A 24,694-nucleotide genomic window follows, 5' to 3' on the forward strand; every position below is an offset into this window, starting at 1 on the left:
ATCTTGACTTGATGTTCCCAGTAGATTAAGCTAAAAGCAAAATTTGTAAATAAGTGAGGCGTGGACTGATGAGTAATGTACAAGCCAATTTGTTATACACCAAAGAGCACGAGTGGGTAGAGAAGCTATCGGATACGGTGGTTCGCATAGGGATTACGGATTTTGCACAAGATCAATTGGGTGATATTGTATTTGTGGAGCTTCCGAAACTGGGCACTTCAGTTACAGCGAATGAGAGTATTGGCAGTGTGGAATCGGTCAAAACGGTTTCCGATATTTTCTGCCCAGTATCAGGCAAAGTAACAGCTGTGAACAGCACCTTGGAAGGCTCGCCAGAGCTTGTGAACAGTGCGTCTTTCGGTGAAGGTTGGATGGTTGAGGTAGAAATTTCAGGACCAGAAGCATTGGAAGGCTTGTTAAGCGCTGCGGAATACGGCTCCTATATCGGTAACGACTAGGGTTTGCTTCGATTTAGGTACATGGAAGAGGGAGGCATCTTATGCAATTTGGGCAAAAGCAGCCGCAGGATCCGAGTGATCGTGTTCCTCCTGGGCAAACACTGACACAAGGCTGGCCTGTGCTGCATTATGGGTCCGTGCCCTACTATAACGACATGAGCAAATGGGATTTGCGGTTGTTCGGTTTGGTGGAGGAAGAGTTCACCATTTCGTACAAGGATTTTATGGCGCTGCCACGCAAGGAATTTGCGAATGACATTCACTGCGTGACGACTTGGTCAAAGCTGGACAATATGTGGGAAGGCATTGCTGTGTCTGAGCTTATGAGCAAAGTAAAGCTGAAGCCAGAAGCCACTCATGTCATGTTACATGCCGAGCATGGATGGACGACGAATCTTCCGCTGAAAGACTTCCTGTTAGAGACATCTTTTCTGGGCATCCGACATAATGGCGTGCTGTTAACACCTGATCATGGTGCGCCTGTCCGAATGGTTGTGCCGCATCTGTATTTCTGGAAAAGCGCCAAATGGCTGCGAGGCATCGAGTTCATGGCGAAGGATAAGCCAGGCTTCTGGGAGCGTAACGGCTATCACATGTACGGAGATCCCTGGAAAGAAGAACGCTACGATTTCGATTAAGCAATTCTTAGATAAGCATTATGTAAGCTCACTCAAAGTCATTTGAGTGGGCTTTTTTGTGGTTGAATACCCCTTTCCCTCTCCCACCCAAAGGTATCCCGACTGTAGCGGTGAAAAACACGCTTACAGCCCCCGATCCGCGCCGAAATGGCCGAAAACCTGGCTGTAGCGGTGAAAAACACGCTTACAGCTCCCAATCCACGCCGAAACGGCCGAAAATCTGGCTGTAACGGTGAAAAACACGCTTACAGCTCCCAATCCGCGCCGAAACGGCCGAAAACCTGGCTGTAACGGTGAAATTCCTCATTTCTAGGCGCCAGAGCCGCTTTTCCACACTCTTCACCTACTCCCATCTCCTCGACAAGTGACCAATAGGCACTTGAACACATACAATGGTTAGGAGTTTGGAAGGGAGTGGCCGGAGCATGCCTGCAATTATTAACGGTGGTATCAAAATCCTAAATGTCGCACAGGGCTCCAATGTCCAGATTGGCGACACCTTTGCTATTAATCTTACTAGCAGCTCTAAAATCTTTGCGGGGGCCAACTCATTTTCGCCGGGAGACAGCTTTGGAAGTGTCCAAAATGTGCTCAATGGGAGCACGAATACCGTTGATCCTGATCTCGTGGATACGCCGAATAACACGATTTAATTGCTTTAAGTCTATTTCCATAAATTGGACGATATCCAAGCTGAAGTTGACGGTCCTAAAGTGACATGGTGATGCGAAAGATATACGGAACGTGAAACCATATCAGAGATAAATAGGGGATAGAGCAGCTTGTTAAAACGAAAAGTGATTCGGATATATATTGGAAATATGATTTGGTTTACTCCAATCCTGATTTTGATCATCGGGGCCAACCCTTCTGTCGCAGGCAGTGTTTGGTGGAAGATACTAGGTTGTCTACTCTTTGCGGGAATTGTTGCTGTATGTGTGAGTTCATGGATTCAAGTAAACCGTGAACAACGTGAAATAGACGAAAAAAAACACTTTGATTCCGTTGTGCTGCGCCAGTTTTACTAAAAAAAATGAATCGAAATACCCTGACATAACGGTGTCAGGGTATTTGTTATACAATCAGGGTATAACTGGAAATAACCATTTTTTCTAATAAAAGGAGATTACAAAAATGACGCAAACCGCGAATCGGATGTATGACTTTCACGTATGGGCCAATCAAACCCTGATAAATCGCTTAAAGGAGCTTCCTTCAGAGGTATTCAGGCAAGAGGTTCAGAGTGTGTTTCCCACAGTTGCGAAAGTAATCGCGCATATTTACCTTACTGATCGCGTTTGGTTAGACATTCTTGGAGGGATGAGTATGAAGGCGGCTATGGCAGCCTCTTGGCAGATAACCGCAGCAACAGAGAGTAAAAGCTTAGATGAGCTAGAAGCGATGTATCAAGAGCTATCGCAGCGGTTCAAAGCTTGGCTGATTGCGCAGGACGATCTGGAAGTGAAGATCACACTCGATAATCCGTATGCAGGAATCAGGGAAACAAGTCTCGCTGAGATGGTTTTGCAGGTCGTCAATCACGCGACCTATCACCGCGGGAATGTAACAGCTATGCTGCGCCAGATGGGTTACTCTTCTGTAATGACAGAATTTGCGTTGTTCTGGTATGCAGGCGAAGCTTTGCTTACGTAAACTAACGGCCCTGTCGCATCCTGCGAACAGAGCCGTTTTTCACATCTAATTCATCGTTTCGCCTTCAGTAAACAAATGGAAGGTCACGCCAAACTTATCCTTCACTTGTCCGTATGCGGGGCTGAAAAACGCTTCATGCAGGTCCATAATCACCGTGCCGCCTTCTTTCAGGGCTTCGAAAAATTGTTTCGATTTGCTAGCATCCTTCGTTGTAATACAAATCGTCACATGATCTCCCTGTTGAATGGGTTGACCCGGGTCGGTGTCCGAAAACATTAATTGACTTTCGCCGACCTGCAGCATGGCATGCCCAACAAGCCCTTTTTGTTCATCAGCAAGTGGGAAATCAGGGTTCTCAGGCATCTCACCGAAGGTTTGCTTGAATAGCACTTGCGCATCCAGCGCCTTTTCATAAAATGCAATAGCTTCACCCGCAGTGCCAGGCAATACTAAATATGGCGTTAAACGTACGGACATAAATAAACAGCTCCTTAGATTAAATTATTTGAAGTGTAAAATGTCTACCTCTTATTATTACCACATTTGCTCAAAAAAATAAAGAACGTATGTTCTTATTTAATGATGGAATCATGAAATAGCTACCCTCCATCTTGAATTTCCCCCCTTGAAGCGCGGGTTTTGGAGCAAAGGTCATGTTGATCCGTTCTTTACGGGGAAACAGCGAGTGATCTCGCTTGTCGCAGAGGGGGTTAGTGAAGATTCGTATCTAAATAAAGAGCCAACGAATGTCTATGTCGTCATCAATCTGAAGGAAGACGATCTGCGTGATCTCTTTATGGAGAATTTATCGAGCCCTGATAAGCACTATTATTTCATTGATTCGCAAGGTGAAGATATCAATTACGCGGACCGTACACAAGATAAGGCGTTCATTCAACGTCCTGATTTCGTCCAGCAACTGACAGATGACCGGAAGGGTCCTTTTTCTATAGCGATTCTGATCGTAAAGACTACCTCGTGAATTATGCGCGGCTGGACGTCAAGGACGATTGGATGATTGTCGGCGTACAAGCGAAGGATAAGTTGCTGGCCAAATTAAATGGCATCAAGCAGGCAACGACATATGCCACCATTGCATTCATACTTGTATCCCTATTCATCACGAACAATTTAACACTCATCCTGCTGAAACCGCTGTTCAGACTGCAGAAGCTGATGAAGCGCGTAGAGGAAAATGACTTGGATGTGCGTTTTGAAAGCGTTTGTAAGGATTGGTGCTGGGGACCGAATTGGTCGATGCCTCTTCCGCAAATTCGCAATGAAGGCACGTATGAGTTAGAGGTTCTCCTATTCCCGAGTACATTCAATGTGTACGGCCCTCATCGTCATGTGGATGGAGACCGATATTTAACGAGTCCTGATCAGTATAAAGGTGTTAAGAATTTTGCAGACCGTCCAGACGCTCCTGAACAAACGAAGGTGGACTACGCCCATTTCGTCAAATGGGGGATTTCAGGTGACGTTCGGTTACGTCAACCTAAATAAGGTGTGGATTTGTATCCACGAAATGACGTAGGCAATATCGGTCAGAATTTTCCGATCGACTTGACGATTAAGACATCGACAAAAAATGTGAATGGGTCGACGATTGTTTTTCGGACTGGTTACGCGCAGCGGGGGTTGAGGTGTACTGATTTGTAAGGGAATAACCACGTTAGCCTAGGGCTAATGTGGTTATTTTTTGTGGCTAAGGTGACCCGCCCTCTCGCTTCCCTACCAGCTAACGGACAGAGGAGACGCTATTTGGTGAAAATAAGTGGCTTTAAAAAGCTAACGGACATAGAAGCCTCTATTCACCCGAATTTAGGCAGTAATGGGTTACTATTTCCATAATAACGCCTGTGGTGTCCGTTAGATTCCCAAAAGAGCCATTCAGGCAGGTTTAACGTCCATGGTGTCCGTTAGAGTAGTAGTCCTCCGACTAGCACCAAAAAAATGCCGCAAAGTGTCGATCCATTTTCCTAAATTCGGCGACTTAACGAAAGGCCCAAGTTAGTACATGAAATATCTCGTTATCGTCCATTTAAAGACTTGTCTTTTATATGTCCCCTTTCATACAATAGGATAAGATAGTAAGTAACACCTTAGGATTGGAGCGCTGTGTATGCGTTTTAAAGATGTATTTTCCATCATTGGTCCCTCGATGATCGGTCCTTCCTCCTCGCATACCGCGGGTGCGATTCGTTTGGGCCGCGTCGCAAGGCAGCTGCTGGGTGAATTGCCGCTCAAGGCAGAGATCACGCTATACGGGTCATTCGCGGATACCTATCGCGGGCATGGCACGGATCTTGCACTGATCGGTGGGATTTTGGATTTTGAAACGGATGATCCACGTATTCCTCAAGCAGTCGAAGAAGCGGAAGCGCATGGAGTAACCATAGCTTTTCACTTGAGTAAAGATAAAGCAGACCATCCCAACACTGTGGGAATTGTACTTACCTCAGAAACGCGGAAAATTAGCATGAAGGGTGCTTCGATCGGTGGCGGCAATGTTGAAATTATCAATGTCGATCAATTTGATGTGAAATTCACTGCGAATTATCCGACATTAGTCATTTCACATCATGATCGTCCAGGAATGATCGCGGATATTACCACACTTTTAGGCAGCAACCAGATCAATATCGGATTCATGGATTTGGACCGGAAGGGGCGCCATCAAGAAGCGATGACCGTCATTGAGACGGATGCAGCCATCTCACACTCACTGGTCGAACAACTACTAAAGTTAAGTATGATCACCGACGTTCGAAAAGTGGATCTTGCGGAAAGAGGCGACGAATGAGATTCCGGACATTAAAACAGCTAGCTGATCTTTGCACATCGGAAGGCTTAACCATTGCGGAAGTCATGCTGGCCGATCAGAGCCATGAGTCAGGGAAGCCGCCCGAGTATGTGTTTGATAAAATGCGCGCCTATTATCAGATTATGAAAGAGGCCGTGACCAAAGGCCTGACCGAGGACACGACTTCCCGTAGCGGGTTAACGGGGAAGGACGCGCAGCGTGTGGCCAGCTATTTAACAACGACCGAAGCCTCGCTCGGTGAAGAGGCTTGCAAAGCGATGGCCTATGCGCTAGCGGTTTCTGAAGTCAACGCTTCGATGGGGCGCATTATTGCTACCCCAACAGCAGGCTCATGCGGGATTATTCCTGGTGTTTTCATTAGCTCTCAGCAGCGTTTTGGCTGGGAGGATGATCACTTGGTTAACGGCCTACTCTGTGCAGGTGCGATCGGATATGTGATCGCCAACAACTCGTTCGTCTCTGGCGCGGAAGGCGGATGCCAAGCAGAAGTCGGTTCTGCCATCGGAATGGCGGCAGGAGCACTCGTCGAGCTGCGCGGCGGCACACCAGAGCAAGCGATGCATGCAGTAGGTCTCGCACTGAAGAACACACTTGGACTCATCTGCGATCCAGTCGGCGGGTTGGTCGAAATCCCGTGCATCGTACGCAACGGATTCGGTGCGGTGAACGCCATGGCAGCAGCCGATATGGCATTGGCCGGAGTTCGATCGGTCATCCCTTCGGACGAGGTCGTCCAAGTGATGTACGAAGTGGGGACAGCGATGCCGGAGAAGCATAGGGAAACGGCCAAGGGCGGCTTAGCTCAGACGCCGACAGGGCGAAAAATTATGAAGGAACTGAACTTAGGGAGAAAAAAGTAACTGTGAAGTCTGTGGGAATATCCGCAGGCTTTTTGTTTTAACTTCCCTTCATTTCGGTATATAGTAGATGTATTGAAGGTGAAAGGAAGAGCTCATCATGCGTACATCGTTGACCACAACAATGACCGAAAAACAACAAGGTATCTTTCCAGCTGTCTGTCCTCTGGACTGTCCAGATCAGTGTGGCTTGCTGCTTCATAAAGAAGACGGGAAGATTGTTAAAATAGAAGGAGACCCTGATCACCCCGTGACGCAGGGGGCTATTTGTAACAAAGTACGTAACATGACAGCACGTATTTACGATGATAAAAGACTGAAGTACCCGATGAAACGCATCGGCCCCAAGGGGGAAGAGAGCTCTTTCCAGCGGATTACCTGGGAAGAGGCACTAGACACCATCACTAATCGCTGGAAGGGACTGATTGCCACGGAAGGGCCAGAATCCATCTTGCCTTATAGCTTTTACGGCAATATGGGGAGGATTGGAACGGAAGGGATGGATCGCCGCTTCTTCCATCGCATGGGCGCGAGCCGTCTGATGTATTCGATCTGTGAATCAGCGGGCACTGTGGGCTACAAATATACAATGGGCGGCAGCTATGGGACCGATCCTGAGGATACGGTACATGCGAAGCTGATCATCATGTGGGGCATTAACGCGGTCAGCACGAATATGCATCAGGTGATGCTGGCCGAGAAAGCCCGCAAAAACGGTGCGCAAATCATCGTCATTGATGTGCATAAGAACCAAACAGGCCGCTGGGCGGACTGGTTTATTCCTATTTTGCCAGGAACAGACGCAGCTCTAGCGCTTGGTATTATGCATATTCTATTTGCGGAGAATCTGACGGATGAGGCTTTCCTGCAGCAATATGCCATTGGGCACGAGGAACTTAGGGAGCATGTCAAGCAGTATGACCCTGCTCGAGTATCCGAGATTACAGGCGTACCTGTGGAGGACATTTATCGCCTCGCTCGTCTATATGGGCAGACTTCACCATCCTTTATTCGCATAGGGAATGGCATTCAGCATCATGATAACGGCGGCATGTGTGTGCGGACAATCGCTTGCTTGCCTGCGCTGACGGGTCAATGGCTGCATCAAGGCGGCGGCGCGATCAAGGGGAATGGCGCCCACTTGGAGCATAACATAACGGCGTTACAGCGGCCTGATCTGCGTTCGAAGGAAGCACGTCAAATCAATATGAATCTGCTTGGCAGCGCCTTGTTAGAACTAGATCCGCCGATCCATGCGCTATACGTATACAATTCCAATCCGGCGTTAGTCGCGCCCCATGCGAATAAAGTGGAAGAGGGGCTCCTGCGTGAAGACCTATTCACCGTCGTGCATGATCTGTTCCTGACAGAGACCGCTAAGTATGCAGATATTGTGCTGCCAGCGACGAGCTCTTTTGAAAATACAGACTTCTATCGCTCCTATTGGCATCACTATGTTCATCTGCAGCTCCCTGTAATAGAGCCTTATGGCGAGAGTAAAGCGAATGTGGACGTATTCCGGCTGCTGGCTTCGATGATGGGCTACGAGGATGAAGCGCTGCATGACAGTGATGAGGACATGATTCGTCAGTCTTTGAACCATCCTGGCAATCCTGCTTTAGCTGACATATCATTCGACGCCTTGTTGGATTCCGGATTCATGAAGGCAGAGATCTTGCCCTTATTTCCTGGAAAGCTGCGGACGCCAAGCGGCAAAATCGAACTGTATTCGGCCGAAATGGCGAGTAATGGCTTTCCAGCGCTTCCGACGTATGTACCACTTGCCGAGGACAGCGATCTACCTTTTATGTTCATTCCCGCGCCGAATCATAACTTCTTGAATTCAACCTTTGCGCATAATGAGAAGCATGTTCGCATGGAAAAAATGCCAAAGCTGCATATGCATGAAGACGATGCATTGGCTTTAGGCTTGGCGAGTGGCGATCTCGCACGCGTGTGGAACGAGCGCGGTGAGTGCGAGCTGGTCGTTACAACAGGTCGCGATGTGCAAAGCGGCGTTGTCGTTAGCCAAGGGCTTTGGGCCGATGCGCCTGGGACCAAAACCCGCGTGAATGTATTAACGCCAGACCGTGTAGCGGATATGGGCGGAGGGGCTACCTTTTTCTCAGGACGGGTAGGGGTAGAAAAGTTGAAGTGAGCTTGAACCTTTGGGCGTTTGGTGGCATACGGTACATCAGGAGTTGATGTCTTATGCCCATTCAGCTAAAAGCTTACGCCTTAATCGGAAAGCCCGTCGGTATATCCCTGATGGATGGTACTGGTGTATCTGGGATTCTGTGTAGTGTACAAGGCGATTCTATCTACGTAATTGAATATTTATACCATACGCAATTCGCTACCAAACATTATACGTTCAATCAAGTGAGAGATATTTTGCCGTACCCGCAATGCCCGCAGCCGTCTCCGCCAGTGTATACACCGCAGCCTTTGTACTAAGTATTTGTGGAAGAAAACCGTATAGCCGACCCTTTGGGGTCGGTTTTTTGTGTTAAATCCTAATTTAGTCACTCTCTGACCTAAATAAATGACAATTCAATCGTGCGGAAAGCATGTATCATCATTTTTGTATACGCTTACAACAAAGAAACTATTATGATAAGGAGTTTTGCTGCAATGAAATTTCATTTAATTAAAAGTAAGATAGCCATAATGTTGATTTTTTCAATGATATTTTCGCTTATACTGCTTCCTATAAGTGGTATGGCGGCTGATGTTGAGGTGGAAGTTACGAAACTTGCTCCTTCAGCTGATGCAGCGATCCAGTGGAAGAATGGGGATACGGCTACGCCACTAATGGCAGATACGGTCTTTGACAAGAAAAATGGTTCAACGGATGGGTTATTCAGTATCTCTTCCAGTACTAGTCAAAAGAAGCAAATGTATTTTAAGTTTGATGTGGCAAGTGCTTCAGATCCAAGTTATACATATATTTTGCAGGTATCTGCTAAGTTAGGAACCAGTTTGACCACAGCGGACTTGCAAGTATTCGGATCCGGCGACAATTCGTGGCAAGAAAGTACGTTTACATGGAACAGTGCCAATGCCGCACAAAGAGATTTCTTGCAAATGGAGTCGGTGGGCCAATTTACGATAACCACATTAAATGGTGTTAAACCGACTTATCATGATATTGATGTCTCTGATTATGTGAGAAGGCATTTAGCAGATGGGGTTGTGACCTTCGTAGTCGCTGATTCGGTGGAATCAGGAAAATCTGTTAATGTGTATTCCAAAGATAATACATCCGTCACTAATCCGGAAACACAGCTTCTTGTGAAACGCATTGTACAAAGCGACACCACACCACCTGTTTGGCCATCCAACGCAGCATTAAAGTCTTTAAATTTAGGGACAGACTTTGTCCAATTAGCTTGGCCAGCAGCAACCGATGACAGCGCTGTATCCAACTATAAGATTTATCAAAATGATAGCTTAATTCAAACCGTTTCTGGAAGTACCTATTACACGGCGCTAGGCTTAACCCCTCAAACAACTGTTACCTATGTCGTTTACGCGGGTGACGTTGCTGGAAACTATTCCACGCAGCCGTTAACTTACAGCACAACAACATTAGCGGCACCTGTGATCCCCCTCCCAGTCGTTGAAGTTAATGCGAGCAGCAGCGATGGGAATGTGGAAAGCAACACCTTAGATAATAACTTATTTAGTCGCTGGTCAGCCTCGGGCGATGGTCAGTATGTGATGTTTGATTTAGGCGAAACCAAGCGAATTGGGTATGTAGGCATTGCCTTTTATAAAGGTGATCTACGCTCTACGCGACTAGATATCGAGACATCCAATGATGCTATTGTATGGACAAACGGGTTTAGTGGAAGCAGTCGCGCGACCACAGCGAATATGCAAGCTTTTGATATACCAGATACGGACGCTCGTTTCGTACGCATCATTGGACATGGAAATTCAGATGGCAGCACGTTTACCAGCTTAACGGATGTCATGATCTATGCACCCTATGCAACGGGCGATACGCCAGTTGCCATTGTTCCGAATATTACACCTGCACCACCTGGGGGGACGGTTCCATTCACCAAAGCAGGATTAACGAATCCAGATGGCACTATACATGCGCTACATACACCGAACCCTGTCACAGGTGCAACCATCGATGTAACCGGTTATGGTGTGGACCTTGCAGATAATGCGAATGATGACCGTATTGCTATTCAAAATGCGATTAATGCCGCTTCACCTGGAGATGAAGTCTACCTGCCGAACGGCGTTTATAACTTAATCACTTCGCCTGATGGATTTGTGAATTTGAAGCTGAAGTCCGGCGTAAATCTTCGCGGTGAAAGTGAAGCTGGCACTATATTGAAGTCAAGCATCGATGATATTAAAAATAGCTCCGCCCTGAAGTCATCGAGTCAACATGATATTAAGGTGTCTAACTTGACGATCACCTCCACTTGGAATCGCAACTTTTCGTTAGAGCATGCGACGAACAATCCCGACGCTGGCGGTCCCGACAGCAGTATTGCGGTAGCCAACTATGGTGAGATCCCATCCTATAATGTGACGATTGATCATGTTACCGTGGAACGTTTTAGACGTATGGCTATTCGCATCGAGAACAGTCATGATGTAATCGTTCGCCATAGTACCTTCCGTAATGCCACAGATCTAGGTGGAGGCGGAGCAGGTTACGGAACCTCCATTCAAGGGATGCCGAAGGTAGACCGACTTGGTTTTGATAATGATACGTATTGGAATATTGTTGAAGACTCTACGTTTGAAGGTCCATACCTACGACATGGATCACTCATCCAAAATGTTGCGCACAACAATGTGTTACGAAACAATCATTATATCAATACCAAATTAGACTCTATTGATCTTCACGGTGAGTTGGAATACTTAAATGAAGTGTATGGAAATACCATTGAGAATATTTTAACTGGCGGTGGCGTAGGACTAGGGAATACGGGGGGGACAGCTCCTTCTAATCATAGTAAATCGGGTCCGAATAACCACATTCATGACAATGTGATCCGCAATTCGCGTGAAGGCATAGTTGTAACGATGGGTACACCAGATACCTTGATTGAGAACAACATTATTGAAAATACCACCTCCGTAAATAATGCGGCAGGGATTAATATTCAAAATGGACCGGGTACTCGCATTTTGAATAACACAATTCGAAATAATACGGCGACGAATTACTGGGGAATTTTGCTCGAGCATGATAGAGGTGATCAAAATGCTAACTTTATCGGAGCGGGTGACCCACAAAACGTACAAATTGTTGGAAATATACTGACAGGAAATACAAATGGGATTCAACTGCAGGCCGGAACTAACATTCATGTAAGTAAAAATATCTTAAACAATGTTGAAACTGATTATGATAAGGCTGTTGGCGTGACCGCAACGGAGGTATGGCCTTCGACGGACAACACGTTAAGCAGCTTGACGATCAGCGCTGGAATGTTAAGTCCCTCATTTGACGCGGCTGAAACGGCGTATGCATCAAATGTGACTAACGGGGTTGCTGAAATCAAAGTAACAGCGACTGTAGCAGACAGTGCAGCTACGGTGACCGTGAACGGAATAGCGGTCGTAAGTGGGTCGGCTTCCGATGCGATTCAACTACAAGTAGGTGACAATGTCATTGAAATTGTAGTTACCGCAGAAGATCTTTCTACGCAGACTTATCAGGTAACGCTAACTCGGGCAGCTAGCACGCCATCTATGGGCAGCACACTTCCAAACAACAATTCAGAAACTCTGAAATCCAAAGTAACGGAAGAAAACGGCAACTCCGTAGCTGCGGCAACATTGGATGAACAGACGCTGGATGCTATTATGAAAGCGCAAGGGAAGGGACCTATTACGCTTGTCGTGGATTCTCCAGATAACGTAGGACAGGTACAACTGTTGCTCACGAGTCAAGCTATACAAAAGCTTAATGAGACTCCTTCTGCGCAAATTGAGACGAAAATTGGTGGCGTAAAATTGCCTCTAAATCAGTTGAATATGTCTCAATTAGCAATACAACTTGGAGATAAGCAAGAGAATGTTCAAATTGAAGTGAATATTGGTAAGAACGACAATGCTTTAGAGAAAGCAAATGCTGCTGGATTTAAAGGAGTGGAAGCGATCGATTTCACGATGAAAGCGATTGGTGGGAACGGGAAATCCGTAGATATTTCCACCTTCCATTCCTATGTACCTTATACCGTAGAGGTTGATCGTACACTCAATGAACGGAATCTTGCTGCGGTTAGAGTAGTCACGGATTCACAAGGGAATACGACGTATGAACCCGTTCCACTTTCCATAAAATCAGGAGAAGTCGTTCTGTATAGTCATTCAAACGACACATTTCTATTAATTGAAAATAATATTTCATTTGCCGATACGAATAAGCATTGGGCAAAAGATAGTATTGAGCGAATGGCGAATAAGTGGCTCGTTCAAGGTGTTTCCAAAGAGGAATTCCGTCCAGATCAACCGATCACGCGTGCTGAGTTAGCGACACTTCTCACACGGACGCTTGGCATCAAGTCATCGAATGAGAATATAGCATTTCATGATTTGAACAAGAACGATTGGTACAACGATTCCGTAAATGCCGCTGTAGAAGGTGGAATTATCACGGGCTATGAAGATGGTACTTTCCGACCTAATCAGACGATTACTCGTGAGGAAATGGCTGTCATGATCGACAGAGCGCTGCAGGCGGCTGGTTACGATGATCAGCAAGCAACAGGTGATGTACCTGCTTTCAAGGATCAGAAGCAAATTAAGCCATGGTCGGGAGACGCCGTTAAACGGTTAGTACAATTACAGCTGATGGAGGGCATGAGCCCATCTTCCTTTGATCCAGAGAAGGAAGCAACGCGTGCTCAAAGTGCAGTACTCCTACAACGCTTGTTGCAAATCCTAACTTTTACGAAGTAGAGAGATATATGTTGGAGCGACCCCTACCATCCATTTCACAGGGCAAAGTACCTTATGTTACAATTAAGCCAAAATGGATGGTAAGCGGGTGGCTGTATGACCTTAATCGAAGTGCTGGCACGTCTGGAAGAGCTAGGCAGTGAACAAACCAAGGACACCTTAATTCGACATGGCGCCCAAGAACCTTTTTTCGGTGTTAAAATTGGGGATATGAAGAAGCTTATTAAAGTTGTGAAAAAAGATCGAGAGCTCGCATTGGCACTGTACAAATCAGGCAATACGGATGCGATGTATCTAGCCGGGCTCTCTATCGACCCGAAATCCATGTCGAAGCAGGAGCTGGAAGATTGGGCGAAGCACGCGTACTGGTACATGTTGGCTGAATGCTCGGTTGCGGGGGTAGTTGCTGAAAGCCGATACGCCTTGGAATTAGCGAGAGCGTGGCTGCGCAACCCTGATGAAATGTTGGCCACTTGTGGATGGAGCACGTACGCTAATTACATTTCTATCACGCCGGACGAGGAGTTGGATCTTGCGGAGATTGCTGAGCTACTTGAACAAGTCCGCAGTACGATTCACCAGGAACGCAACCGTGTTCGTTATGTGATGAATAGCTTCGTCATTACCGTTGGCGCGTATTGCTTCCCGTTATTTGATACCGCGATGGAAGTAGCCGAAGAGATCGGCAAGGTACACGTGGATGTCGGGCAAACGGCTTGTAAGGTACCACTCGCGACCGATTACATTCAGAAAATCGAGAGCATGGGGCGAATAGGTAAGAAAAAGACGACGTGTATCTGCTGATTGTATGAAAAAAAGCTTGGTCAAGCCCCGTTTATTGTTGGGGATTGACCAAGCTTTTCACATTTCAACGATCCTAACGGTTATCAATCTTCTCTGGGTACAGATCATGATTCATCAAGCGATGATCAGCCATCGCCTCGTACTTCGTACCTGGTTGTCCCCAGTTACAATATGGGTCAATGGAGATGCCGCCGCGAGGCGTGAACTTGCCCCAAACTTCGATATAGCGCGGATTCATCAAATCGATGAGATCATTCATAATAATATTGACACAATCCTCGTGGAAATCGCCGTGATTGCGGAAGCTGAATAGGTAAAGCTTCAGGGATTTGCTCTCCACCATTTTGACCGTAGGAATGTACGAAATGTAGAGTGTGGCGAAATCCGGTTGTCCCGTTACAGGACATAAGCTAGTGAACTCAGGAAAGTTAAATTTGACGAAATAAGCCCGGTCCGGGTGTTTATTATCAAATGCTTCTAAGAGTGTAGGGTCATAATTAAACACGTACTTCGTGCCTTGATTACCTAATAGGGTAATTTCCTTCAAATCTTCATTACTTCTGCCTGCCATGGGTAAATCCTCATTTCATAGTTTTTTAGAGAGGGAGTTTGCGAACCTCTTCTTTTTCTGTAAAAAATGTATCATACTCCATAGGAAAAAGCACCTTGCAACAAAGTGGGAATTATTACAGTTCAGTGGATAGATGTTTACAAAGATTTCATAATGTTACTGACAATCGGTGTAGATTCTAATAATATGGAACTATCTTTTTACAAAATCAGGGGGAAATATGAGAAAACCAACTACTTTAGCACTTACTGGTTTGCTTGTTTTCAGTTTTACGACAGCCGTCTATGCTTCAACGAGCATTAAAGAAGTCTCTGTCTATGTGAACAAAGGAATCAAATTTATCCTTAAAGGGGAAGCTTGGATACCCTATGATGCGAATGGGATCAAGCAAGATGCGATTACCTATGATGGCAGCACCTATTTGCCGCTTCGTTCTGTTGCTGAGGCAACAGGGTTGAAGGTCGATTGGAATGATGCTACCAAAACGATTGTCATGTCAAAGAAAGAAACAACAAGAGAATTTGATTTGTTGACCACTCGGACGATTAGCCCATTTCGAGACTCCGATCTTTCGACAGCACTAAATATGGTTAAAACACCTGTCACGATGTTCAATAAAACGTACGCCTCTGGAATTCAAATGTCTCTTGGCCCTTATACAACGTATGCGCCTGATTGGGATAAATTTGTGAAAAATACGGAAATCGATTTAGGCGGACAGTATCGGAAACTAGAAGCGATTGTCGGTGTTGACGACAGCTCGGCTGCGGATACCGGCTATAGCACAGTTGTTATATCAAGTATTTGGGGGACGCTAAATCAGTATAGGATTAAACCAGGAGATAAACCACGCACTGTGTTTATAGATGTTACAAATGTAGATAAACTTGTTGTATCCTTTAGCAATGGTGCTCACTCCCCGCAAAAGATCAATATCCTGGATGCCAAACTTTATCGATAACAGTAGGAGGAACATAACAATGAAAAAAATAATTATTTGTGCGAGCCTCCTATTTGTAGGTGTGAGCACGGCTGTTGCTGCACAGTCAAGTTTGGAAGAAATTAAAGGGTATTTGAACAGTGATATTAAATTTTCGTTAAACGCTGCGCCATGGACTCCAAAAAGCGCGGATGGTCAAGTACTAAACCCGCTGATTGTGGATGGTTCAACCTATTTACCAGTTCGAGCAGTGGCAGAAGCTGTGGGGCTTGAGGTAGGCTGGCTCGAACACGAGCAAACCGTGGAGCTTAAGCGAAAAGCAACTGATGCAATTGATCCATCGTTACCCTATAAAGATGCCAGCCAAAATATTCCTGATATCTTAGCTGACTTTGACTTCACACAGAAATCAAGCGATCCTAACGGGCCGAAAATCAACCTGAACGAATCTTTCGTCGGGGAAATGATTCGTGTAGGCACAAGAATAGCTACTCATGGGATAAGCAGTGGCGTGCATTCGTGGAACGGAGAAGCACCAACAGAAGCATCCGTTGAGTTCATCCTGCAAGGTGAGTATAAGAAACTAACCGGTTTTGTCGGCATGCATAAGCGCAATAGTAAGTATCAAGATAGAGAAGTTGGCATCCTTCAAATTTACGGAGATAATAAGCTGCTAGCCACTTTCCAAGTGAGAGACGAGCAAGATGCGCAAGATATCACGGTTCCGATTGCACAAGTCGAGAAACTTAAGCTTGTGTTTACGATGGAAATAGGAAAAGGCAGTTGGGCTATGATTGACTTCGGTAATGCACTTGTTTCTAAATAAATGTGTATAAGCAGTAAAAGAGACGAGGCTGTCACTTGACAGCCTCGTTTCTTATTTTTGTAGGTTAATTAGGACAATAATTTTAAAAACTCTCGCATAAAGCCTGGTAAATCTGGCCACGCATGACCGCTGACAAGCTTCCCATCGACATGAAGCGTATCTTTGGCGTACGTGGCACCAAGTGCTTCTACATCCAAGCGACATGCGGTATACGCCGTCATCGTGCGACCTTCAAAGAGGGTGCTGTCTTTCAGAGCAGCAAATACTTGCGGGCCATGACAGATGGAACCGATGGGCTTATCCGCTTCAAGGAAATGACGAAGGATGCGCGGAACATCCTCATTCGAACGAATGTACTCTGGGGCTCGGCCGCCCGGAATGATGAGTCCATCAAACTGACTTGGATCTACATCAGCGAAAGCGATGTGTGAGGGTAGAAGATGTCCTGGTTTTTCCGTATACGTTTCCCAGTCTTCAACAAAATCGTGAACGACCGTGCGAAGCACTTTCTTTGTGGGAGAAGCAATTACGCCTTCAAACCCCGCCTCTAGCACACGGTAATAGGGATAGTATACTTCCAATACTTCAACAGCATCACCAGTTAGAAATAAGATCCTTTTGGACATGATATCACTCCTTGGAAATAGATGGTAATCCATGTTTAATTATGACCAATGCTCGTTTTCTTGTAAACGGGTGGAAATTAAGATGAATTGTCGAATTGGATGATGTTATAATAGATAGATAAATAAATAACGAAGCGTACTAACGTATGAGGTGAATAGTTAATTATGAAAGCTTATTTAGAATTACTTAAGGATGTTTTAGATAATGGCGTAGAGAAGGGTGATCGCACCGGTACAGGAACAATTTCTACTTTTGGACGTCAGATGCGAATCAATCTGAAAGAAGGTTTCCCTCTTTTAACAACGAAGAAACTGCATATCAAATCCATTGTTCATGAACTGCTTTGGTTCTTGAGCGGGAGTACGAATGTTCAATATTTACGCGAGAATGGTGTTACGATTTGGGACGAGTGGGCAGATGAAGAGGGAAACCTTGGCCGCGTATACGGCGCACAGTGGCGTACCTGGCTTGCGCCTAACGGGCAGGTTATCGATCAAATCGAGAAGCTAATACACCAGATCAAGACGAATCCTGATTCACGCAGACACTTGGTCAGCGCATGGAACCCTGCAGAAGTGGATCACATGGCGCTGCCGCCGTGTCATTATGCATTTCAATTTTATGTAGCAAATGGCCGATTATCATGTATGTTTCAAATGAGATCTGTCGATACGTTCCTAGGTCTGCCGTTTAATCTCGCGTCGTATGCCCTCTTAACGCATATGATCGCGGAGCAGTGCGATCTGGAAGTTGGGGATCTGATCTGGAACGGCGGTGATGTGCATATTTATCAGAATCACGTTGAACAGGTGAATAAGCAGCTACTGAGAGAGCCGCAAGAGCTTCCGACCCTTCTAATTAAAAGGAAGCCAGCTTCCATCTTCGATTACCAATTCGATGATTTTGAATTTCTTAACTATACGCCGCAGCCAGGCATTAAGGCGCCGATTGCGATTTAAGGAAGTTGTTGTAACGAAAGGAGTGTTCGCCGTATGAGTATCTCATTTATTTTTGCCATGGATCGAAACCGAGCAATTGGCGTTAATAATAAGCTGCCGTGGCACTTGCCAGGGGATCTGAAATTTTTCAAAAACGTGACGATGGGGCACCCCATCCTGATGGGACGCAAAACGTACGAATCCATCGGCAAGCCGCTTCCAGGAAGACGCAATGTCATTCTTACGCAAAATACGGAGTTCCGCGCAGAAGGCTGCGAAGTCCTTCATTCGGTGGATGAAGCGCAAGACGCTTTCCGTGATCAGGAGTTGTTCGTGATCGGCGGTGCAGAGGTCTTCAACCTTTTCGCTGCCAGCGTGACTCGCATGTACATCACGTTCATCGAGCATGAGTTCGAAGCCGATACTTTTATGTCTGACTTGGACTTGACCGCTTGGACGTTGGTGTCGAGTGAGCAAGGCGAGCGCAACGAGAAGAATCCGTACGAGTACTACTTCCGGATTTACGAGAGGAATTAATTAGTTGGGTACGAGTAAAGCCCTGAGCGATCTGCATCATGCAGATTGCTCAGGGCTTTTTGGTTAATTGGCATGAACGACAATTATCTACGTTTTCTTGTCAATGATACGATCAAGGCTAACGCGCCAAGCACCACGCCAGCGATGGACAGATACAGCGAGGTATTCGTTCCCGAATCCGAATGCGCTCCAGCCGACACATTGCCATGGCTATCCGTCGTAGCACCAGCTGCTGCTTTGGCTTTAACGGTAGTCACAGACGCTGGCTTTTCTGATCCAGCTGCGCCAACCCATTCCACGACAGTGCCGTCCTTGTAGGTCTGGTAGGCTTTCCAGGTGATTTGAGTAGCGGTATCAGCCACTTTACCCTGCATGCTGAAATCACCAAACTCAGTTGCTCCTAGTCCCTCACCAGTTGCTGTCCAAATGACGCCTGCAATTTTGCCAGCGGCATCCTTCGTGATTTCATACTTCCAACCTGGCTTAGGTTCAAAACGCGAAACAGCTACCGAATCAATTGGAAATTTGACCTCAACTTTAACAGTTGCGCTTTCCTTCTCAGAAGGTACACGAACGGTAAATACTTCATAGCCGCCTTGTGTGGCTTCTTTCGGATATACAGTGACGTGAGCACTTGCGATTCCCACGAGAAGCATAGATGCGATCATCATCGAGCTTGCGGTTAACATTAGCTTTTTAAACATGGAATCATATTCCCCTCTCAATTTCAACTCTTACCATGTTGTCCATCTTACCTGATTGACAAGCATAAGAGTATGACTCGAGTGGGCTATTTTTTCAACTAGTTATGTCCAAATAGTGGCATTCTGTGTATCGTTTATTTCATTTCCGTGTCAAACCATGCTTGATCGCGAAAGCGGTGAGCTGGACGCGATTCTCCAGAGATAGCTTCACGAGAATATTTTTCATGTGATTTTTCACGGTGTGCTCCGAGATGAGCAGCTTTTCGGCAATCACCCGATTATTGTCTCCTTGCGCGACATAAGCGGTAATTTCTTGTTCACGCGAAGTGAGCATGTGTGGGCTTGGACCCTCTGTATGCGCACCTACCGGTGAGCGGAATCGTCCGAATAGCTTGTCGGCCATTCCTCGGGCCACCTCTGAATTATCGTCAAGCAGGGCACGCAGATAGCTAAGCCATTCCTCGGGATCCATGTTTTTGAGCAAATACCCTTGTGCGCCGAATTGCAAAGCCGTAAAGAGATCGGCGACATCATCAGATACCGTGAGCATAACAATGCGTATGGAGCCATATGCTTGTTTAATGTGTCGTGTCGCCTGTAATCCGTCCATAGGCGACATATGGATATCCATTAAGACGACGTCGGGGGCAAGCTCTCCGCAAAGCCGAATGGCATCTTCGCCCGTGCTGGCTTCTCCAACGATAAAGAAATCAGCGCATGACGCTAACATGCTTCGTATCGCTTTGCGAGCTAATGGGTGATCATCAACAATTAGAACGCGAAATGGCATAAGATCGATCATCAGCTGATCCCCTTTCTTTCGGCTTGTACGATCAGTTCCGTGCCGAAGCCTTTCTCACTCTGAAGCTCAAGCGTAGCCCCAAGCTCGGAAGCCCGTTTCTGCATGAGATCAATGCCGTAGGTCTTGCCCTTGTCCGCTACCAAGCCCAGCTGCATGCCACACCCATTGTCCGTAATGTGTAGCCGCCAGTGATCGTCGTCAGCTTCCAAAAGAAAGGTAGCATCTGTTGCCATTGAATGCTTGCGAATGTTCGTGAAAGCCTCCTGCATAATGCCGAAGAGTTGAACTTCCTCACTCGGTGAGAAGCTGTGTTCTTTGATCCGCACGGTCTTCTGCAGTTCAATGCCTGTTACCAACCGCCAGTTCTCTAAATAGGTATGAATGCGTTGTCCAAACGAAGTGCCTTCTTCTGGCGGTGTGCGCAGATTGAAAATAGCCTGACGAAGCGAATTATCGATCTCGGAAACAGCCGCTTTCGCTTCTTCGATGTCGCCTTGTCGCAGCTTCACATTGAGGAAGAAGAGAGTTTGAGCTAAGTCGTCATGTAATTCTCTAGCCAACCGCTCACGTTCTTCAAAGACCGCTCTGCGGGCTTCACTGAGAAGGATTGTCTCATTACTGCGTTCAATCCTCGTAAACATCCATGATGCGAAGAGGTACGAAAGGAGCAGCGTAATCACCGTGATCGTGAAATTTCCGGCTTCCATGGTTAAATAGCGCAGTAGAAATTCATGACGAATATATTCAAAGCCACCAATAATAAAGACGGGCACCAGCACCGTAAAAAGCTTATATTTACGCATGGACATGCAGCGGTTCAGCTCCTTTTTGAAATAATAAATGGGCTATGATTCACAGGATAAAGTGGTTATATGTTTGGAACGGTTTCTATTATAGCAGATCTGATTTAGAATTCTTCACAAATAATCAGCAGGGTACTTCTCAATTCATGCACACGTGTGCTACATTATTAATAAATCGTAACACGAATGAGGAAGGTGTGGTTGCACGAACATGTGGAAATCTTTGCTACAGGAGAGAAAAAGCTGGGCTGGATACGTTGGCTTTATTATTCTCCTACATGTATTGGGGCTGTTCGGTTTATATTCCATTGCCAAAACATTTCCAGCCTTTTGGGGGATTGGACTTCTGGCGTATACATTAGGCATGCGTCATGCGTTCGACGTTGATCATATTGCTGCTATTGATAACACAGTTCGGAAGCTCGTACAACAAAAGAAAAATCCGCTTGGCGTTGGGTTTTACTTTTCGCTGGGTCACTCGTCAGTCGTGTTCATTATGGCAATTGTGACTGCTTTCTCAGTGACTTGGGCTGAGCGCGAACTCCCATGGATGCAGCGTTTTGGCGGTGTGATTGGCGCTTCTGTTTCAGGACTTTTCCTCGTCATCATCGGAGTCATAAATTTGTTGATTCTCATTAGCTTGTATAAAATGTTTATGAAGTTTCGCGGCGGCAAATACGATAACAACGAGTTTGAGGAGCTTTTAGAATCGCGCGGCTTCATTGCCCGACTCATTAAACCGTTATTCTCGTTCATCACCAAAAGCTGGCATGTGTATCCGTTAGGCTTTCTGTTCGGTTTAGGCTTTGACACCGCAAGTGAAATCGCGTTGCTGGCGATATCCGCGCACGCGGCGAAGGATGCGATTCCTTTTATCGGCGTGATCTCACTTCCCCTCTTGTTCGCAGCTGGGATGAGCCTATTCGATACGGCTGACGGTATGTTCATGACGAAAGCGTACAAATGGGCCTTCCATACGCCAGTACGTAAGCTTTACTACAATTTGACCGTTACAGCACTTGCGGTGGTTGCGGCATTAATCATTGGTGTGATCGAGCTCGGACAGGTGCTTTCCGAAGAATTCAGTATGGAAGGTACGTTCTGGACATGGCTGCAAGAGATTGATTTTGGTACGTTAGGCTTTATTCTGGTTGGGATGTTCGTCATCGCGTGGATCGTTTCGATTGCCGTCTGGAGAGGCATGAGAATCGAGGAGCGCTGGGGAGCAAAATACAATCCATAGAAGTATATGGCCTCAGCGAGCGCGCTTGGGGCTATTTTATTGTGCATGGTGAACAATGGAATAGGTATTTTTTCTAAAGGTAATGCTAGAAAAAAGGATTTTTCATCTGCTCGTTGAAAATAGTTTGTCGAGTACTACGAAATTGTGTAAAAGAAAGTAGGACGAATATGATTGAGTTTAAACATCTTTCTAAAGTATATCCAAATGGTACTGTTGGTTTGAATGACATTAACCTTACCATACATCCAGGGGAGTTCGTTGTTATTGTCGGTTTATCCGGGGCAGGGAAGTCTACGCTGCTGCGTTCAATTAATCGTCTGCATGAGACAACAAGCGGTGAAATCCTAATCGATGGGAAATCCATTACAAGGGCGAACGGTGCACAGTTGCGTCGAATGCGTAGAGATATCGGGATGATTTTCCAAACCTTTAATCTTGTCAAAAGATCCACGGTTATTCGTAACGTCCTTTCCGGTCGCGTTGGCTACCATTCCACACTTCGCACGATGTTCGGTTTGTTCCCTAAAGCGGATATTGAGCTGTCGCTCAAAGCACTGGAGCGGGTGAACATCCGGGAAAAAGCGTATTCGCGCGCCGATGAATTGTCCGGTGGTCAACAACAGCGCGTTTCCATTGCAAGAGCACTCGCACAGGAAGCCAAAATCATCCTGGCGGATGAGCCTGTTGCTTCACTGGATCCGCTTACTACTCGTCAGGTTATGGATGACCTGAAACGGATTAACAAGGATCTCGGCATTACAACGGTCGTCAACCTTCACTTTATCGACTTGGCTCGCGAGTACGCAACGCGTATTATCGGACTTCGTGCTGGTAAGGTCGTGTATGATGGACCTGTTGCCGATGCGACGGACGATGTGTTCTCCGAGATTTACGGCCGCGCGATCAAGAGAGATGAACTGCTGGGGGGGCAGGAGGAATGAGTGTAGCAACCGTCAAAAAGCCTCCACGCACAAAGTTTTATATGATTATCGCGATCATGGTGCTATTCTTGATCGGCAGTATTTATCAAACGGATGCCACGCTGACAAGATTAGCAACGGGTACGCCGGAGATTTTGAAATTCGTCGCAGAAATGTTTCCGCCTGACTGGTTATTCTTCACAGACATTTGGAAGCCGATGGCACAAACGATACAAATGTCCATTCTGGGTACGATTATTGGAGCGCTATTTGCGTTCCCAATGGCGCTGTTGGCTGCTCGTAACGTAACAACATCACCATGGTTGTCCTATCCAGCTCGATTTATTATGAATTTTGTGCGTACCATTCCTGATCTGCTCTATGCAGCCTTATTTGCCGTATTAGTAGGCTTTGGTCCAACAGCAGGTACGTTAGCGCTAATTTTCTTTACGTTTGGGATTATTTCAAAGCTTTCTTATGAATCAACGGAAGCCATCGACCCAGGTCCACTCGAAGCGATGACTGCAGTTGGAGCTAATAAGCTCAAGCTGATCCGTTTCGGTGTTTTGCCACAAGTTGCGCCTACCTATCTAGCGCATTTTCTGTACACGTTTGAAGTGAGTATTCGTGCTTCCGCAATCCTCGGTTTGGTAGGCGCGGGTGGTATCGGCTTATTGCTCAAAAACACACTGGATCTGTTCCGTTACGATCAGTCCTGTGCCATTGTTATATATACGTTGCTGATCGTCGTCATCATTGATTTGGTGAGCACACGATTCCGTACGTATTTGTTAAAAGGCAGTGCGAAGCCGATGTCTGAAACGCAAGCTAACACGTTTAAAATTATTGGCGTAGTGGCTGTGATCGGTCTACTTGTATGGGCGTTAACTGGCTTGGAATTAACAGGGTTCCAACCAACTACATGGATTCTGACCAAAGCAATGATCAATGGACTATTCCATCCTGACTGGGCATATGTTTACATCCCTGAAGGTGAGGATTTACTGCGTTCTCTACTTGAAACCTTGTCGATTTCCTATTTAGGGAACTTCGTATCTGCCATTGTCTGCTTGCCCTTTGCTTTCTGGGCCGCGGCGAATATGAGCAAGTACCGTGCTGTTTCTGCTACGGGGAAACTATTCCTCAGCGTTGTTCGGACAATTCCGGAAATCATTATGGCGTTGATCTTTATAAAAGCAGTTGGACCGAACGCTTACGCGGGCGTAATGGCGCTTGGATTGCATTCGGTGGGGATGTTGGGCAAACTGTATGCCGAGGCCATTGAAAACATGGATATGGGGCCTACAGAGGCTATGACGGCCGTTGGAGCGAACTTCTGGCAGCGGATGTCGTTCGCCGTCATTCCGCAGGTCATTCCAGATTTCATTTCGTATACGCTGTACCGCTTCGAAATCAATGTCCGTTCTGCGACCTTGCTTGGGGTCATTGGTGCTGGAGGGATCGGGACACCGTTAATCTTCGCACTGAATGCAAGGCAGTGGCCGCGTGTAGGTATTATCTTGATTGGGATTATCGTTACAGTCTCTGTCATTGATTATATCTCAGGTACTTTACGGAAACGGATCGTATAGCGAGCAAAC

The 24,694-nt window shown here is 46.3% G+C and carries 26 protein-coding genes and 1 riboswitch; of the genes, 20 read left to right on the plus strand and 6 right to left on the minus strand.

Annotated features, from left to right (window positions below; genetic code table 11):
• Positions 1-68 precede the first annotated feature (68 nt).
• From gcvH to AC58PQ_RS03905, 5 genes are all read left to right on the plus strand, one after another.
• Positions 69-458: a glycine cleavage system protein GcvH gene (gene gcvH / locus AC58PQ_RS03885; RefSeq protein ID WP_497240664.1), complete on the plus strand. Its 390-nt coding sequence runs from the start codon at positions 69-71 to the stop codon at positions 456-458.
• Positions 459-499: 41 nt separating this feature from the next.
• Complete coding sequence (locus AC58PQ_RS03890) at positions 500-1,096, plus strand: sulfite oxidase-like oxidoreductase (protein WP_497240665.1); 597 nt, start codon at positions 500-502, stop codon at positions 1,094-1,096.
• A 425-nt stretch (positions 1,097-1,521) separates the two neighbouring features.
• The gene (locus AC58PQ_RS03895) at positions 1,522-1,749 is read left to right on the plus strand and encodes a spore germination protein (protein ID WP_477587593.1); all 228 of its coding nucleotides are present in this window, start codon (positions 1,522-1,524) and stop codon (positions 1,747-1,749) included.
• 129 nt (positions 1,750-1,878) lie between these two features.
• The gene (locus AC58PQ_RS03900) at positions 1,879-2,124 is read left to right on the plus strand and encodes a hypothetical protein (protein ID WP_497240666.1); all 246 of its coding nucleotides are present in this window, start codon (positions 1,879-1,881) and stop codon (positions 2,122-2,124) included.
• 106 nt (positions 2,125-2,230) lie between these two features.
• Positions 2,231-2,749 carry a DinB family protein gene (locus tag AC58PQ_RS03905; RefSeq protein WP_497240667.1) on the plus strand — a complete coding sequence of 173 codons (519 nt, stop codon included), beginning with the start codon at positions 2,231-2,233 and terminating at the stop codon, positions 2,747-2,749.
• Between the two features lie 45 nt (positions 2,750-2,794).
• Here the strand turns inward: AC58PQ_RS03905 and AC58PQ_RS03910 are convergent, their stop codons facing one another.
• The gene (locus AC58PQ_RS03910; protein ID WP_497240668.1) at positions 2,795-3,226 is read right to left on the minus strand and encodes a VOC family protein; all 432 of its coding nucleotides are present in this window, start codon (positions 3,224-3,226) and stop codon (positions 2,795-2,797) included.
• A gap of 148 nt (positions 3,227-3,374) precedes the next feature.
• Here AC58PQ_RS03910 and AC58PQ_RS03915 point away from each other — a divergent pair, with 148 nt between their 5' ends.
• The 8 genes from AC58PQ_RS03915 to AC58PQ_RS03950 all read left to right on the plus strand — a co-directional run bounded on the left by AC58PQ_RS03915 (position 3,375) and on the right by AC58PQ_RS03950 (position 14,182).
• Positions 3,375-3,731, plus strand: coding sequence for a hypothetical protein (locus AC58PQ_RS03915; protein WP_497240669.1), 357 nt, complete (start codon positions 3,375-3,377; stop codon positions 3,729-3,731).
• The gene (locus AC58PQ_RS03920) at positions 3,728-4,255 is read left to right on the plus strand and encodes a hypothetical protein (RefSeq protein WP_497240670.1); all 528 of its coding nucleotides are present in this window, start codon (positions 3,728-3,730) and stop codon (positions 4,253-4,255) included. Before AC58PQ_RS03915 ends, AC58PQ_RS03920 begins: the two co-directional genes overlap by 4 nt.
• 619 nt (positions 4,256-4,874) lie before the next feature.
• Positions 4,875-5,555, plus strand: a complete 681-nt coding sequence (gene sdaAB / locus AC58PQ_RS03925) for an L-serine ammonia-lyase, iron-sulfur-dependent subunit beta (protein ID WP_497240671.1) — start codon at positions 4,875-4,877, stop codon at positions 5,553-5,555.
• On the plus strand, positions 5,552-6,436 hold the full coding sequence (gene sdaAA, locus AC58PQ_RS03930) for an L-serine ammonia-lyase, iron-sulfur-dependent, subunit alpha (RefSeq protein ID WP_497240672.1): 885 nt from the start codon (positions 5,552-5,554) through the stop codon (positions 6,434-6,436). Before sdaAB ends, sdaAA begins: the two co-directional genes overlap by 4 nt.
• A gap of 97 nt (positions 6,437-6,533) precedes the next feature.
• A complete protein-coding gene (locus AC58PQ_RS03935) occupies positions 6,534-8,591 on the plus strand; it encodes a molybdopterin-dependent oxidoreductase (protein ID WP_497240673.1) in 2,058 nt (685 codons plus the stop codon).
• 53 nt (positions 8,592-8,644) lie between these two features.
• Positions 8,645-8,890, plus strand: a complete 246-nt coding sequence (locus tag AC58PQ_RS03940) for a hypothetical protein (protein WP_497240674.1) — start codon at positions 8,645-8,647, stop codon at positions 8,888-8,890.
• Between the two features lie 177 nt (positions 8,891-9,067).
• Positions 9,068-13,378 (plus strand): S-layer homology domain-containing protein, encoded by a 4,311-nt coding sequence (locus AC58PQ_RS03945; RefSeq protein ID WP_497240675.1) that lies wholly within the window; start codon positions 9,068-9,070, stop codon positions 13,376-13,378.
• 96 nt (positions 13,379-13,474) lie between these two features.
• Positions 13,475-14,182, plus strand: a complete 708-nt coding sequence (locus AC58PQ_RS03950) for a DNA alkylation repair protein (protein WP_497240676.1) — start codon at positions 13,475-13,477, stop codon at positions 14,180-14,182.
• A gap of 73 nt (positions 14,183-14,255) precedes the next feature.
• Here the strand turns inward: AC58PQ_RS03950 and queF are convergent, their stop codons facing one another.
• A complete protein-coding gene (gene queF / locus AC58PQ_RS03955) occupies positions 14,256-14,753 on the minus strand; it encodes a preQ(1) synthase (RefSeq protein ID WP_497240677.1) in 498 nt (165 codons plus the stop codon).
• Positions 14,754-14,764: 11 nt separating this feature from the next.
• Positions 14,765-14,808, minus strand: a riboswitch (PreQ1 riboswitch).
• 165 nt (positions 14,809-14,973) lie between these two features.
• Here queF and AC58PQ_RS03960 point away from each other — a divergent pair.
• Entirely contained in the window at positions 14,974-15,714 is a 741-nt protein-coding gene (locus AC58PQ_RS03960) for a stalk domain-containing protein (RefSeq protein WP_497240678.1), read from the plus strand.
• A gap of 19 nt (positions 15,715-15,733) precedes the next feature.
• The gene (locus tag AC58PQ_RS03965; RefSeq protein WP_497240679.1) at positions 15,734-16,519 is read left to right on the plus strand and encodes an NPCBM/NEW2 domain-containing protein; all 786 of its coding nucleotides are present in this window, start codon (positions 15,734-15,736) and stop codon (positions 16,517-16,519) included.
• Between the two features lie 68 nt (positions 16,520-16,587).
• Here the strand turns inward: AC58PQ_RS03965 and AC58PQ_RS03970 are convergent, their stop codons facing one another.
• On the minus strand, positions 16,588-17,145 hold the full coding sequence (locus AC58PQ_RS03970; protein ID WP_497240680.1) for a DJ-1/PfpI family protein: 558 nt from the start codon (positions 17,143-17,145) through the stop codon (positions 16,588-16,590).
• Positions 17,146-17,310: 165 nt separating this feature from the next.
• Between AC58PQ_RS03970 and thyA the strand changes: the two genes are divergently transcribed.
• Together thyA and AC58PQ_RS03980 are read left to right on the plus strand one after the other, a co-directional pair.
• Positions 17,311-18,105, plus strand: coding sequence for a thymidylate synthase (gene thyA / locus AC58PQ_RS03975; RefSeq protein ID WP_497240681.1), 795 nt, complete (start codon positions 17,311-17,313; stop codon positions 18,103-18,105).
• Positions 18,106-18,138: 33 nt separating this feature from the next.
• A complete protein-coding gene (locus AC58PQ_RS03980; protein WP_497240682.1) occupies positions 18,139-18,621 on the plus strand; it encodes a dihydrofolate reductase in 483 nt (160 codons plus the stop codon).
• Between the two features lie 83 nt (positions 18,622-18,704).
• On the opposite strand, the gene AC58PQ_RS03985 is transcribed toward AC58PQ_RS03980, so the two are convergent.
• From AC58PQ_RS03985 to AC58PQ_RS03995, 3 genes are all read right to left on the minus strand, one after another.
• Positions 18,705-19,325, minus strand: coding sequence for a YcnI family copper-binding membrane protein (locus AC58PQ_RS03985; protein WP_497240683.1), 621 nt, complete (start codon positions 19,323-19,325; stop codon positions 18,705-18,707).
• A gap of 139 nt (positions 19,326-19,464) precedes the next feature.
• Complete coding sequence (locus AC58PQ_RS03990; protein WP_497240684.1) at positions 19,465-20,127, minus strand: response regulator; 663 nt, start codon at positions 20,125-20,127, stop codon at positions 19,465-19,467.
• Entirely contained in the window at positions 20,127-20,936 is an 810-nt protein-coding gene (locus AC58PQ_RS03995) for a sensor histidine kinase (protein WP_497240685.1), read from the minus strand. The genes AC58PQ_RS03990 and AC58PQ_RS03995 overlap by 1 nt, the downstream gene beginning before the upstream one ends.
• A gap of 205 nt (positions 20,937-21,141) precedes the next feature.
• Between AC58PQ_RS03995 and AC58PQ_RS04000 the strand changes: the two genes are divergently transcribed.
• From AC58PQ_RS04000 to phnE, 3 genes are all read left to right on the plus strand, one after another.
• Positions 21,142-22,173, plus strand: coding sequence for a HoxN/HupN/NixA family nickel/cobalt transporter (locus AC58PQ_RS04000; protein WP_497240686.1), 1,032 nt, complete (start codon positions 21,142-21,144; stop codon positions 22,171-22,173).
• Between the two features lie 167 nt (positions 22,174-22,340).
• Positions 22,341-23,114 (plus strand): phosphonate ABC transporter ATP-binding protein, encoded by a 774-nt coding sequence (gene phnC, locus AC58PQ_RS04005; RefSeq protein WP_497240687.1) that lies wholly within the window; start codon positions 22,341-22,343, stop codon positions 23,112-23,114.
• Positions 23,111-24,685 carry a phosphonate ABC transporter, permease protein PhnE gene (gene phnE / locus AC58PQ_RS04010; protein ID WP_497240688.1) on the plus strand — a complete coding sequence of 525 codons (1,575 nt, stop codon included), beginning with the start codon at positions 23,111-23,113 and terminating at the stop codon, positions 24,683-24,685. Before phnC ends, phnE begins: the two co-directional genes overlap by 4 nt.
• Positions 24,686-24,694 lie beyond the last annotated feature (9 nt).

The organism is Paenibacillus sp. J22P143, from assembly GCF_059692035.1.